The organism is Pectobacterium odoriferum, assembly GCF_009931295.1.
In the GTDB taxonomy this organism is placed as follows: Bacteria; Pseudomonadota; Gammaproteobacteria; order Enterobacterales; family Enterobacteriaceae; genus Pectobacterium; species Pectobacterium odoriferum.
In genome coordinates this window covers 3503976-3516205 of record NZ_CP034938.1, presented here as the reverse complement: position 1 = coordinate 3516205, position 12230 = coordinate 3503976, and the positions used below count along the sequence as shown (strand labels likewise).

Annotated in this window: 12 protein-coding genes and 2 pseudogenes; 8 read left to right on the top strand and 6 right to left on the bottom strand. The window is 51.2% G+C overall.

All coding sequences use genetic code 11. From position 1 onward, the window contains the following. Positions 1-32: 32 nt before the first annotated feature. Positions 33-992 carry an AEC family transporter gene (locus tag EO763_RS15815; protein WP_161529538.1) on the top strand — a complete coding sequence of 320 codons (960 nt, stop codon included), beginning with the start codon at positions 33-35 and terminating at the stop codon, positions 990-992. 44 nt (positions 993-1036) lie between these two features. After that, positions 1037-1261, top strand: a complete 225-nt coding sequence (locus EO763_RS15810) for a zinc ribbon domain-containing protein (RefSeq protein WP_161529537.1) — start codon at positions 1037-1039, stop codon at positions 1259-1261. A gap of 4 nt (positions 1262-1265) precedes the next feature. On the opposite strand, the gene EO763_RS15805 is transcribed toward EO763_RS15810, so the two are convergent. The 3 genes from EO763_RS15805 to xseA all read right to left on the bottom strand — a co-directional run bounded on the left by EO763_RS15805 (position 1266) and on the right by xseA (position 4288). Then, complete coding sequence (locus tag EO763_RS15805) at positions 1266-1625, bottom strand: protealysin inhibitor emfourin (RefSeq protein WP_161529536.1); 360 nt, start codon at positions 1623-1625, stop codon at positions 1266-1268. Continuing rightward, on the bottom strand, positions 1622-2665 hold the full coding sequence (locus EO763_RS15800) for a M4 family metallopeptidase (protein WP_161529535.1): 1044 nt from the start codon (positions 2663-2665) through the stop codon (positions 1622-1624). The genes EO763_RS15805 and EO763_RS15800 overlap by 4 nt, the downstream gene beginning before the upstream one ends. Before the next feature lie 228 nt (positions 2666-2893). Next, a complete protein-coding gene (xseA, locus tag EO763_RS15795; protein WP_161529534.1) occupies positions 2894-4288 on the bottom strand; it encodes an exodeoxyribonuclease VII large subunit in 1395 nt (464 codons plus the stop codon). A gap of 171 nt (positions 4289-4459) precedes the next feature. Here xseA and guaB point away from each other — a divergent pair, with 171 nt between their 5' ends. Both guaB and guaA read left to right on the top strand, forming a co-directional pair. Continuing rightward, positions 4460-5926: an IMP dehydrogenase gene (gene guaB, locus EO763_RS15790; protein ID WP_146043546.1), complete on the top strand. Its 1467-nt coding sequence runs from the start codon at positions 4460-4462 to the stop codon at positions 5924-5926. A gap of 118 nt (positions 5927-6044) precedes the next feature. Continuing rightward, complete coding sequence (guaA, locus tag EO763_RS15785) at positions 6045-7622, top strand: glutamine-hydrolyzing GMP synthase (RefSeq protein ID WP_039545443.1); 1578 nt, start codon at positions 6045-6047, stop codon at positions 7620-7622. 115 nt (positions 7623-7737) lie between these two features. Here guaA and EO763_RS23660 read toward each other — a convergent pair. Then, positions 7738-7907 (bottom strand): annotated as a pseudogene (locus EO763_RS23660) (helix-turn-helix domain-containing transcriptional regulator); the annotation flags it as partial. A gap of 130 nt (positions 7908-8037) precedes the next feature. On the opposite strand from EO763_RS23660, the gene EO763_RS15775 reads away from it, so the two are divergent. The 3 genes from EO763_RS15775 to EO763_RS15765 all read left to right on the top strand — a co-directional run bounded on the left by EO763_RS15775 (position 8038) and on the right by EO763_RS15765 (position 9254). Then, positions 8038-8307 carry a type II toxin-antitoxin system TacA family antitoxin gene (locus EO763_RS15775; protein ID WP_161529533.1) on the top strand — a complete coding sequence of 90 codons (270 nt, stop codon included), beginning with the start codon at positions 8038-8040 and terminating at the stop codon, positions 8305-8307. Positions 8308-8310: 3 nt separating this feature from the next. After that, on the top strand, positions 8311-8802 hold the full coding sequence (locus EO763_RS15770; protein ID WP_161529532.1) for a GNAT family N-acetyltransferase: 492 nt from the start codon (positions 8311-8313) through the stop codon (positions 8800-8802). Between the two features lie 236 nt (positions 8803-9038). Next, positions 9039-9254, top strand: coding sequence for a helix-turn-helix domain-containing protein (locus EO763_RS15765; RefSeq protein ID WP_161529531.1), 216 nt, complete (start codon positions 9039-9041; stop codon positions 9252-9254). Positions 9255-9352: 98 nt separating this feature from the next. Here the strand turns inward: EO763_RS15765 and EO763_RS15760 are convergent, their stop codons facing one another. Together EO763_RS15760 and EO763_RS15750 are read right to left on the bottom strand one after the other, a co-directional pair. Further along, positions 9353-9916: a YcxB family protein gene (locus tag EO763_RS15760; protein ID WP_161529530.1), complete on the bottom strand. Its 564-nt coding sequence runs from the start codon at positions 9914-9916 to the stop codon at positions 9353-9355. 74 nt (positions 9917-9990) lie between these two features. Then, positions 9991-11141, bottom strand: a pseudogene (locus EO763_RS15750) (IS630 family transposase). Between the two features lie 310 nt (positions 11142-11451). Between EO763_RS15750 and EO763_RS15745 the strand changes: the two are divergent. Further along, positions 11452-12225: a DUF3750 domain-containing protein gene (locus tag EO763_RS15745; protein WP_161529529.1), complete on the top strand. Its 774-nt coding sequence runs from the start codon at positions 11452-11454 to the stop codon at positions 12223-12225. The last annotated feature ends 5 nt before the right edge of the window (positions 12226-12230 follow it).

Below are 12230 nucleotides of genomic sequence, written 5' to 3'. Positions count from 1 at the left end.
GTTAACAAAACAAATAATCATCAAGGAATGTCATGTCCTGGGAAACTTGGAGTTTTGCGTTTAACGTTACGATGCCTAATGTACTGATGTTGTTGCTTGGTATCGCGTTACGCAAACTCAATCTGCTTAATGATGCGTTTTGTGATACCGCTATGCGGCTTGTATTCAATCTTTCTCTTCCCTGTCTGCTGTTTTTTAGCGTTGCAGGCAACCACCAATCTTTCGCAAGTCAGTGGCCGTTGGTGGTTTATGGAACGATAGGAACATTAGCGACATTTCTGTTACTGGAAATCGCGGCGGTGCGCTTAGTTAAAGACCCAAAGGAACGTGGCATTTTTGTACAAGGCGGGTTCCGTTCTAATACGGGTGTGATGGGGTTGGCTTTTGCGATGAGTGCTTATGGCGATGAAGGTGTCGCTATCGGTTCTCTGTATCTGATGGTGACGGTGATTATGTTCAACGCGCTGTCTGTTATTACGTTAACACGCAGCTTGCAGCGGCAATCGCCTGAACAGAAGATTCCGGTAAGCCAACTGCTGCGGGGTATTGTGACAAATCCGCTGATTATCGGTCTGCTTCTTGGCGCGGCCTATGGGCAAAGCCAACTGCCGATGCCTGGCGTCATTAAGCAGACCGGTGGCTTTATTTCCTCAATGGCGTTACCGCTGGCGCTATTGTGTGCCGGAGCCAGTCTGGAGTGGCGCAGTATGTTCCGTTCGTCCAATGTGGCTGTGCTGGCTTCGGTGGCGAAGATATTGGTTGTGCCGGGGTTGCTCACGTTGGGTGGATGGCTGGTTGGATTTCGCGGTGTTGAGCTGGGGATTATCTTTCTGTTTTCCTCAACGCCAACCGCAGCAGGTAGCTATGCAATGACTCGTGCGATGGGCGGAAACGCCACGCTGGCAGCGAATATTATCGGATTGACGACGGTTGGCGCGTTTTTCATGATTGCTATTGGGTTGTACGTGCTGCGTTCACTCGGTGTTATTTAATGTCTGACACCGCTTGTTATTGATAGCAAAATGGAGGAGAAAAGATGGATGTGCTTTGTCCTGATTGTCACCACGTGATGCTGTGGCAACCTGATGGTTCGTTCCGATGTGAAGAGTGCCAACAGCGTTATCTGCGTGAGGCCGCGTGCCCTGAGTGTAAGCACTCGCTTCAGGAACTGAAAGCCTGTGGTGCGGTGGATTATTTTTGCCAGCAGCACGGGATGGTTTCCAAACGGCGAGTCGTGTTCAGCTACGCGCTTGCCGATTGAATCATTACTTAATCAATGGTGACTCCTGTACGCCGTTGCGCCACAGTTCAGTCAGCTCCGGTGGCGCACGCTCTTCGGGGATCAGCAGGATGACATTGGTATATTGATTCTGTTGCGGTTGGCTGTAGCTGATGTGGATACGGTAATAGAACTGGTCGCCACGCCCAGGGCCGTCGGGTTCGCCGGGTTCGCGAGCCTGAGGAAAGGCATGACGGATCGCGTTACAAATACGCTCCCGTTCGGATGGCGGTACGCTGGCGAGCGCGAAGCGTCGCGGCCCCGCCAGCTTAGGGATAAAGGCAAATCCCCCTTCACGCGCTAGCTCGATGATTGCATCGTCGTTGAGCGCCGGCAGCGTCTTCATAGGAACTCCTGCCGAACCTCCACGCCCACGGTTTCCCACGACTGCTGGACGATGTCAGCAACAGTGTGGTTAAAACGCTTAGCGGCATGTTGAATGGTATGGCGCGCGAAAATTTCGAAATCCGCATTTTGCGGCAGCGTTTTATCACACAGCGTGTCGTACCAGATGCGACCCGCTTTTTCCCATGAATGGCCGCCTAGCGCGATGGCCGCCAGATAGAATGCCCGGTTGGGGATGCCTGAATTCAAGTGTACGCCGCCGTTGTCTTCACGGGTATTCACATACTCGTTCATGTGAGAGGGCTGAGGGTCAATACCAAGAAGCTCATCATCATACGCTGTGCCCGGATGAGACATCGACCGCAGCCCCATGCCGTGAATGCCATCAGCCAGAAGCTCGGCACCGATAAGCCAATCGGCCTGCTCAGCGGTTTGCCCCAAATGATACTGTTTGACCATGGAGCCAAAGACATCGGACAGCGATTCATTTAGCGCACCGGACTGGCGGAAATAGATCAGACCCGCTTCGTTTTCGGTTATGCCGTGAGTGAGTTCATGTGCGACCACATCAAGCGCAATCGTGAAGCGATTAAAGATTTTGCCGTCGCCATCGCCAAACACCATCTGCTGCCCGTTCCAGAAGGCATTCTGATAATCCTGACCGTAATGCACCGTGCCGGTTAGCGACAGCCCCTCGGCGTCCAGCGAGTTGCGTTGAAAAATCTTCCAGAAGAAGTCGTAAGTGACGCCCAGATAGCTGTAGGCCTCATCTACGGCGATATCGCCTTTGCTGGGTTGACCTTCTGCGCGCACCAGCTTGCCGGGCAGTTGTTGTTGCTGTTCGGCATCGTGAATGCTGCGATTTGCCTGTCCGGCGGGTAATTTCTCATGGGGTTCCGGGCGCGGATTGTGGCTGACCATTAATGACTGAACGTGCATCAGCGTTTGTTGCGCACAGTGGCGCTGCTCGTCTGTGCCGTTTGCGATAATACGATGCAAAATGTAAGGGGGGATCACGCTACAAATCGGTCTGGACTTCATACCTCATCTCCTTGAAAACGCTCATCAGGGGTAACACAGACGATCAACAAAGCTCACTATCTTTATCCACTTCTTTCGCCACGCGGAGGCTAGTAACCCATGCAGTGAAAACGGTGAATATGAATTAGTGAACTGGAAATGAGTATAGTTCAGATGCCAGGGGGTAAGAATGGGGGATCGCCGTTGTTTTAGGACAAATCCCCATTCATGCATTTTATGCTGTTCACGTTATTTTTGCGTCTGGGATGAGGATTTTCGCCGCTTTTTCGCGGAATTTGGATTCGGAACCAGCGTCGTGACCTGACTTTCTACCCAGCCGTCCTGTAAGCGAGTTTTCAGTGTTTCGCCGGGGGAAATTTGTGCGAGGTTTTTCAACACTTTACCGTCCGGATCTGTGGTGACGTTATAGCCGCGTGCCAGCGTCGCCAGCGGGCTAACGCCTTCCAGTCGTGAACAGGCGATGCCCAGCTTCTGCTTGTTCTGATTCAACTGACGTTCTACTGCGCTTTGCATCTGATAGCTAAGCTGCTGCAAACGCTGCTGCGCACGATGAATCCGGGTCTGCGGCTGCTGTTGCATCAGGCGCTGTTGTAAGCGTTCACTTCGGCGCGAGGTCTGCCGAAGCTGCTGCTGCATGGCGTCATCCAGCCGCTGACGCAGTTTAACTAACTGTGCCTGCTGGCGTGCCAGCCGCAGTTGCGGATGCTGCTGCTGTAAGCGGTGGTGCAGACGGGTAAAGTCCCGATTGCGCTGGGCAAGGTAATAATCCATCGCCATTTCCAGCCGCTGACGCTGGGACTGTATCTGACGCAATAGCTCAAGTTGGTTACGACTCACTAACTCGGCAGCAGCGGACGGCGTGGGCGCGCGCAGGTCGCCGACGAAATCGGCGATGGTGACATCGGTTTCGTGGCCGACGGCGCTGACGATAGGAATACGGCTGGCGAAAATCGCGCGGGCTACCCGTTCGTCATTAAAACTCCACAGATCTTCCAGTGAACCGCCACCGCGCCCGACGATTAACACGTCACATTCATCCCGCTGGTTAGCCAGCTCAATAGCGCGAACAATCTGTAGCGGCGCTTCCGTGCCTTGCACCGACGTGGGATACACGATCACCGGCAGCGACGGATCGCGGCGCTGTAACACCTGCAAGATATCGTGCAGGGCGGCACCGCTGGCTGACGTAATCACGCCGACCTGTTTGGCGGGAGAGGGAAGCACTTGCTTAAACTGTTGGTCGAACAGCCCTTCGGCGGCGAGACGCTGCTTGAGCTGCTCAAACTGCTGCTGTAGCAGGCCATCGCCAGCGGGCTGCATGCTTTCCGCCAGCAACTGATAGTCACCACGGGGTTCGTAGAGCGTAATGCTCGCCCGAATCAGCACTTGCTGACCGTTTTGCGGGCGGAACGTTACTTTACGGTTGCTGGTACGAAACATCGCGCAGCGCACCTGTGCACGTTCGTCTTTCAGCGTGAAATACCAATGGCCGGATGAGGGCTGAGAAAGGTTGGAGATTTCGCCGGAGAGCCAAATCTGGCCCATTTCCATTTCCAACAGTTGTCTAACCGTCTGATTCAGGCGGCTAACGGTAAAAATTGCAGAGGAGGGAAATTGAGACATTGTGAGCCAGATCAAATTTTAAAACAGTCACTTAATTGATCGATACTACCTACCTGAAACAGGTAATCAAGCATTTTAGTAAAATAATGCTGGAGGCAACCGATTACGCTCTGTATAATGCCACGGCAATATTTTATCTATTCTTACATCCACCTTGGTGAGATATTGCCCATGCTACGTATCGCTAAAGAAGCACTGACGTTTGATGACGTCCTCCTGGTTCCCGCTCATTCTACTGTTCTGCCTAACACTGCCGATCTGTCCACGCAGTTGACGAAAAACATCCGCCTGAATATTCCTATGCTGTCCGCAGCGATGGATACCGTTACCGAATCCGGCCTGGCCATTGCGCTGGCGCAGGAAGGCGGTCTGGGCTTTATTCACAAAAATATGTCCATTGAGCGTCAGGCTGAAGAAGTTAGCCGCGTGAAAAAACACGAAAGCGGCGTAGTGGTTGATCCACAAACCGTGACGCCAGAAACCACACTGCGTGAAATGAAAGAGCTGACCGAGCGCAACGGCTTCGCTGGCTATCCTGTTGTGGCAAAAGACAACGAACTGGTCGGTATCATCACCGGTCGTGACGTGCGCTTTGTTACCGATTTGGAAAAACCGGTTAGCGCGTTCATGACGCCGAAAGCGCGTCTGGTCACCGTCAAAGAAGGCGAAGCGCGTGACGTTGTGCTGCAAAAAATGCACGAAAAACGTGTTGAAAAAGCGCTGGTGATTGACGACCAATTCCACCTGATCGGCATGATCACGGTAAAAGATTTCCAGAAAGCAGAACGTAAACCGAACGCATGTAAAGACGAACACGGTCGTCTGCGCGTAGGCGCAGCGGTTGGCGCGGGTGCAGGTAACGAAGAGCGTGTTGATGCGCTGGTTGCCGCAGGCGTTGACGTCCTGCTGATCGACTCCTCACACGGCCATTCCGAAGGCGTATTGCAGCGTATTCGTGAAACGCGCGCTAAATACCCGAACCTTGAAATCATCGGCGGTAACGTGGCGACAGGCTCTGGTGCGAAAGCGCTGGTCGAAGCGGGCGTGAGCGCAGTGAAAGTCGGTATCGGCCCAGGCTCTATCTGTACGACGCGTATCGTGACTGGCGTGGGCGTACCGCAGATTACGGCTATCTCTGATGCGGTTGAAGCGCTGGAAGGCACGGGCATTCCGGTTATCGCCGACGGCGGTATCCGCTTCTCCGGCGACATCGCTAAAGCCATCGCGGCAGGCGCAGCCTGTGTCATGGTCGGTTCTATGCTGGCGGGTACGGAAGAATCCCCGGGTGAAATCGAACTGTATCAAGGCCGTTCATTCAAATCTTATCGCGGCATGGGTTCACTGGGCGCAATGTCCAAAGGCTCATCAGACCGTTACTTCCAGACCGATAACGCCGCCGACAAACTGGTGCCGGAAGGTATCGAAGGCCGCGTAGCCTATAAAGGCCGCCTGAAAGAGATCGTTCACCAGCAGATGGGCGGCTTGCGCTCTTGCATGGGCCTGACCGGTTGCGCCACTATCGACGCACTGCGCACGCAGGCTGAGTTTGTACGCATCAGCGGTGCGGGCATTCAGGAAAGCCACGTTCACGACGTTACCATTACTAAAGAGTCACCGAACTACCGTATGGGTTCATAAGGTGATTTAATGCCATAAACCCTGTACTATTTTGCGCCGCTCTGCCTTTGAATGAGGCGGAGCGGTTAGCTGGGTTTACTTTTCGCTTTTGTCTTTTGCTTTTTGGAACATGCTCCTCATGACTCAAAACATTCATCAACACCGCATTCTTATTCTGGATTTCGGCTCACAGTACACGCAACTGGTTGCACGTCGCGTGCGTGAACTGGGCGTTTACTGTGAACTGTGGGCATGGGATGTCACGGAAGCACAGATTCGTGGGTTTAATCCGAACGGGATCATCCTGTCCGGCGGCCCAGAAAGCACCACCGAGTTTGGCAGCCCGCGTGCGCCAGAATACGTTTTTAATGCTGGCGTACCAGTATTAGGCGTGTGCTATGGCATGCAGACGATGGCGATGCAGTTGGGTGGCCACGTTGAAGGTTCCAACGAGCGTGAGTTTGGTTATGCGCAGGTAGAAGTGAAAACGGATAGCGCGCTGGTGCGTGATATTCAGGATGCGTTGAGCGCCGCAGGCGCACCGCTGCTGGATGTCTGGATGAGCCACGGCGACAAAGTAACGGCGATCCCAGAAGGGTTTGAGACCGTTGCCAGCACCGATACCTGCCCGTTTGCCATCATGGCTAACGAAGAGAAGCGTTTTTACGGCGTGCAGTTCCACCCAGAAGTGACGCACACCCGTCAGGGCCAGCGTATGCTGGAGCGTTTTGTTCTTGATATCTGCCAGTGTGAAGCGTTGTGGACGCCAGCCAAGATTATCGACGATGCGGTGAACCGTATTCGAGAGCAGGTAGGCAACGATCACGTGATTTTGGGCCTGTCTGGCGGCGTGGATTCTTCTGTTACTGCAATGCTGCTGCACCGTGCGATTGGCGATCGTCTGACCTGCGTGTTTGTTGATAACGGCCTGCTGCGTCTGAACGAAGCCGATCAAGTTCTGGAAATGTTCGGCGATCAGTTCGGTCTGAACATTGTTCACGTGGCGGCGGAAGATCGCTTCCTGAGCGAACTGGCGGGTGAAGATGAGCCGGAAGCCAAGCGTAAAATTATCGGTCGCGTGTTCGTTGAAGTATTCGATGAAGAAGCCAGCAAGCAAGAACAAGTGAAATGGCTGGCGCAAGGCACCATCTACCCAGACGTAATCGAATCCGCGGCTTCTGCCACTGGCAAAGCGCACGTGATCAAGTCACACCACAACGTGGGTGGCCTGCCGAAAGAGATGAAACTGGGTCTGGTTGAGCCGCTGAAAGAGCTGTTCAAAGACGAAGTACGCAAGATCGGTTTGGAACTGGGGCTGCCATACAACATGCTGTATCGTCACCCGTTCCCGGGCCCAGGTCTGGGCGTGCGCGTGCTGGGTGAAGTGAAGAAAGAATACTGCGACCTGCTGCGTCGTGCGGATGCGATCTTTATCGAAGAGCTGCACAAAGCCGACCTGTACAACAAAGTCAGTCAGGCATTCACCGTCTTCCTGCCAGTTCGTTCCGTGGGCGTGATGGGCGATGGCCGTAAATACGATTGGGTTGTTGCGCTGCGTGCGGTAGAAACCATCGACTTTATGACCGCGCACTGGGCACATCTGCCATACGACTTCCTTGGCCGCGTCTCCAACCGCATCATCAACGAAGTCGACGGTATCTCCCGCGTTGTTTATGACGTATCGGGTAAGCCACCTGCGACGATCGAGTGGGAATAAGCCTGCGTCTGAAATAGCGTTGTGCTAAACAGTAAAAAATACATCTAAACCCGCGTAACTGCGGGTTTTTTTACGTCTGACTACGTATTTCTACGTGATCGAGCTACTGATATTTTTAATTATGATGAGTATGGGGAATAAGCCGAACGCCCGCGGCTCTGGTGATTTCGGTGAGTGTCGTCAGCGTTGGGTTGCCATTTGCAGACAATGTTCTGTATAGCTGTTGGCGAGACAGTCCCTATTTTTTGGCTATTTACCCACCCCATCACGCGCTTCAACGACACGGCTGCAAAGTAGTCTTCATGAGATGGATGTTTCGGGATTAGACAGATTTAAGTGGTGACAAATCATCCAACCACAAACGGTGGCGCAATCTTTTTCTGTACGGTAAAATTACGTACAAAAGGAGGCCACTATGACTACTACTGCTCGTTTAGATCTTCGGTTGAATGCTCACGATAAAGAACGCATCACTAAGGCTGCCGCATTACGTGGTATCGCTGTTTCTGCATTTGTGCGTGATGCGGTGTTGCGTGAAGCGGATACCGCCATTGCCGCAGATACCGCTGTTACGCTTTCTGAGCAAGAATCTCGCCGTTTCTTGGCTACGTTGAATCAGCCATTTTTGCCTAATGATCGTTTGCATAAAGCGATGGAAGGGGCTGCCAATTTGATGAAACGCTAACCTATGGCTCTGATATTTTCATTGTTGGACGGCCGCCGCCATGACCGTTCAAGTTTTTCTTGTGGTGTTTTGGCTCTTGATGATTATCTACAAAAGCGAGCCTCGCAACATCAGCGTGATGGAATCGCTACGACTCATATCCTGCTCGATGAGTCTCAGCCTACCTGTATTCTGGGCTACTGCTCATTGTCCGCAGCACACTTATATTTGCACGAGCTCAGTGAAAATGACCGTAAGCGACTGCCTGGATATCCAGTGCCTGCTATGCGTATGGGGCGTTTGGCGGTATCGACTGCTGAACAGAAGAAAGGTTACGGACAACTTTTGCTTGGACATGCTGTGAATATGGCGTTATCTGTGCGTAATACGATGGGTGTGCGAGTGCTGATTGTTGATGCGAAAGATGCACGGGCTGCTGCTTTTTATGAGGAGTACGGTTTCCGAAAAACAGCTAGCGAAGCGTTGACATTGTATCTACCAATATCGAACGGCTAGGTGAGTGCAATTATCCCCACGGAATGTGAAGTGACTCATACTGCTACTTCCTGATATATAGGCCTGCCTGTAGAAATCTAATCCCCCGCGTTTCCCCTAAAACGCAATAGCGCTTTAGCGAGTCATAAGCTAACACCTTAAATATGTGACTCATCGTCCGTGGTCTTACTCATCACAAAGCGCGATCCTACCCACACGGAAATCAAAATGGTTTTTGATAGGTGGAGGGAAATGGAATGAATCACACTGACTGGCACCCGGCGGATATTATCGCGGGATTACGGAAGAAAGGGACGACGCTGGCGGCGGTTTCCAGAGCGGCGGGGCTGGCGTCATCCACGCTGGCGAATGCGCTCACCAGACATTGGCCGAAAGGAGAACGCTTGATTGCCGAAGCGATGGAGAAAAAGCCGGAAGAGATTTGGCCATCGCGTTATTCAGGCGTGAAGTGAGGGTTGGGAGTAGGGGAGATAAACGAGAAAGCGCCACTCATGGATGGCGTTTTGTTTACATGGCTCAGCCAGATGACAACGTCATGCTGAGAGCACCGCTATGATGCTAATTTTGGGCTACCCATTCTTTCCTCAATAAAAAGAATGAGTGACTCAGCTTCTTTTTTATCAGAAAAACCACGCAGAGAAATAGGGATAGCAATCATATTATCAACGATTAAAAATAGATAATCGTCGATTTTATTGATGTGAGAAATCGCGTGCCATTTATAGCAGCTGTGTGAGCTTTCCGTTTCTCCGTAGATGCCATCATCGTTTATTGTTATTTTTAACTCTGCTGGAAATACCCCTGAAGGATAGCTTTCTATTTTGCTAGTGAGTAATGAAAGTAAAATGGAAAGTACGGCTAGTGAAGCCGTAAGGTAAGAAAATAATTTTATGATCGGGTGGGCTTCGCGTTCGTTGGATAAGAAAATGATCGCCAGTAATATAAAGAGAGAACAAATTAACAAAACAGATGAAAGCATTAACAGAGAATTAATTATCCTGTGCTTATAACTCTTTCTTTTTTCATTCCAGCTGGATATCGACTTAATAACCTTTTCATAGTCGTTTTGTGTTAACGTCTGATGAATAATGAATTCTTTATTGTCTTTTTCCATTTTTTTGCGATCTCTGTTGTCTATTCAATATTATATTCACATCGTGGATGGATAATGTCTATACCCAATAAACCTCAAGATGCAGGTTTGAGCACCTGAAAGCGATCGTGGATTCTGGATGTCAGCGAGTCCGCTATTTCTGGCAGCGTGGTTGAGAAAAAACTGAATATCGCATTCCGAAAATCGCGCGTGTTTTCAAAATATGCCCTAAATAATTCGAGTTGCGTGAAGGCGGCAACTGCGCGAATCCCCAGGAGCTTACAGCAGTAAGTGACTGGGGTGAGTAAGGGCAGCCAACGCACAAGCAGCTTGAAGTATGACGGGTATAGCGATTATTCCGTGCATGCTCATTCATCACTTTCCATAAGCGCTCTATCGCATTCAGATTCGGACTGTAAGGCGGTAAATAGTGAAGCTCTATATTCACGACAAAAGCCCAGTCTTTAATCAATTGGGTCCGGTGATAACCCGCTCCGTCCAGTATCACATGGATTTTCTGCCGATAATCGGGGTAACGTTTACGTATCTCTATGAAAAAAAGAGCAATGTTGTAGTCATTAATCGTTTTGTCATCGTGAATAACCGTGTTGCCAATATCGCTAAGATTCAGCGCACCCAGTATACTCAGACGGGTTCGGCTTCCCGTTGTTTTCACTGACTTTTTATGTCCTTTCCGTATCCATCCATAACTGAGCTTTGTCGCCTGTGTCGGATGCACTGCATCGATAAACAGAATCGGTTCATTACCTGCCGTTTTCTTTAAATTTTCATAATATTCAATGAACTGCTTCTGTTTTTGCTCACTGAATTTATGGGGTATACCCACTGGTTTTTTGTAAGTGAAACCCTGACGGTGCAGCCACTTGTTCATGCCGGGAATGCTGAACCGGATAGCCCAGCGCTGTTCAACATACGCCACGATATCGCGAGTATGATGGAACAGATGCAGAGATAACTGACTGATGAGGTTTGCTGTTTGAGTGGCGCTGAGCATGCTGTTAGAGCCACCGTTTTCAGGCTTGAGTTTGCGGGTGTTGACGTAATCGTTGATATGCTGGTTTACCGTCGTTTCGTGCAGACGCAGAGCCTGCGCAATCATCGCAGAAGTCCAGCCTTCTGAGGCAAGAAGGACGGCTTTAATGCGGTCACGAACACGGCCATCACGAGTGGTGTCATGAAGGTGCTCAAGTTCGGCTTTCTGTTCGTCGGTAATAAATATCTTCATAGTGGATGAGCTTGATCTTCTCGCCACATAAAATCAAGCATCTTCAATGATCACGGGTATAGTTCGTTTATTTTAGGTTTATTTTCAATAGATCCTCGCATTAAAACGAACGTTGCATAAAACGCGTTGAGACGGTTGTCGTCGCACCCACATAACGTAAAAATAGGTCAATATTTCACCCAGTGCTTAACCTAACCGCCAACTGGCGGTAAACTGACGGAATGATTTTTTGAGCGATCTTTACTGTGGGCGCTCGCTCTTGCATGCGTATCGATTCCGTTCCATCTTTTTTCAGTGAGCTATCTGGCCTATGACGTACCTCAAATTCTTGGGGATTGGGTTTATTTGTGTGCTGTTGCTGTCTTTTTGGCAAAGCTGGGCGCAGTCAACGCGTAACGGCGAAACGTTTAATGGGCAAAGCTGGTGGTCTGCCAAACGTGATTCTTCCGGCTTGGCGCCGAACCCTGTGCAATTTCGCCAGACTGCCGTCGTGCAGGTTTATGCTGCGCCGACTTACGGCTGGCGTGGGCTGGTGGCGGTACACCCGTGGATCATTTTCAAGAACGCAGGGGAAACCCAATATCGCCGTTATGAAGTCGTGAGCTGGGGGAGCGATAACGTCGTCCGTCTTAACCGTTCGGTGGCCGATGCGTATTGGTATGGTGCGAAACCGAAGCTCTTGGTAGAGCACCGTGGCAACAACGCGGAAGCGATGATTCCACAGATTGAAGCTGCGATAAAAAGCTATCCGTGGCCGAATACCTATCACGCCTGGCCGGGGCCGAACAGCAATACGTTTCTGGCACACATTGGCCGCGAAGTGCCCGCGCTCAAGCTGGATATGCCAGCTAATGCCATTGGTAAAGATTACCGTCCGATCACGCGCCCAGTGGGGCTGTCGCCATCGGGAAGCGGCGTGCAGATCTCGCTGCTGGGCGTGCTGGGTATCACGATGGGTATTGAAGAGGGAATTGAGGCCAACATTCTGGGGCTGAGCATGGGCGTGGATATGAACCCGCCCGCGCTGCGTTTACCCTTTGTTGGCCGCCTCGGCTATGAAAAAACGGGTAGCGAAGAGGGCTGAGGCTC

What these genes read in the sequence shown, in the direction of transcription:
- xseA (WP_161529534.1), bottom strand. Translation starts at nt 4,288, where the DNA reads ATGTCTCAATTTCCCTCCTCTGCAATTTTTACCGTTAGCCGCCTGAAT.
- EO763_RS15775 (WP_161529533.1), top strand. Translation starts at nt 8,038, where the DNA reads ATGACTACTACTGCTCGTTTAGATCTTCGGTTGAATGCTCACGATAAA.
- EO763_RS15810 (WP_161529537.1), top strand. Translation starts at nt 1,037, where the DNA reads ATGGATGTGCTTTGTCCTGATTGTCACCACGTGATGCTGTGGCAACCT.
- guaB (WP_146043546.1), top strand. Translation starts at nt 4,460, where the DNA reads ATGCTACGTATCGCTAAAGAAGCACTGACGTTTGATGACGTCCTCCTG.
- EO763_RS15815 (WP_161529538.1), top strand. Translation starts at nt 33, where the DNA reads ATGTCCTGGGAAACTTGGAGTTTTGCGTTTAACGTTACGATGCCTAAT.
- EO763_RS15800 (WP_161529535.1), bottom strand. Translation starts at nt 2,665, where the DNA reads ATGAAGTCCAGACCGATTTGTAGCGTGATCCCCCCTTACATTTTGCAT.
- EO763_RS15805 (WP_161529536.1), bottom strand. Translation starts at nt 1,625, where the DNA reads ATGAAGACGCTGCCGGCGCTCAACGACGATGCAATCATCGAGCTAGCG.
- EO763_RS15760 (WP_161529530.1), bottom strand. Translation starts at nt 9,916, where the DNA reads ATGGAAAAAGACAATAAAGAATTCATTATTCATCAGACGTTAACACAA.
- guaA (WP_039545443.1), top strand. Translation starts at nt 6,045, where the DNA reads ATGACTCAAAACATTCATCAACACCGCATTCTTATTCTGGATTTCGGC.
- EO763_RS15745 (WP_161529529.1), top strand. Translation starts at nt 11,452, where the DNA reads ATGACGTACCTCAAATTCTTGGGGATTGGGTTTATTTGTGTGCTGTTG.
- EO763_RS15765 (WP_161529531.1), top strand. Translation starts at nt 9,039, where the DNA reads ATGAATCACACTGACTGGCACCCGGCGGATATTATCGCGGGATTACGG.
- EO763_RS15770 (WP_161529532.1), top strand. Translation starts at nt 8,311, where the DNA reads ATGGCTCTGATATTTTCATTGTTGGACGGCCGCCGCCATGACCGTTCA.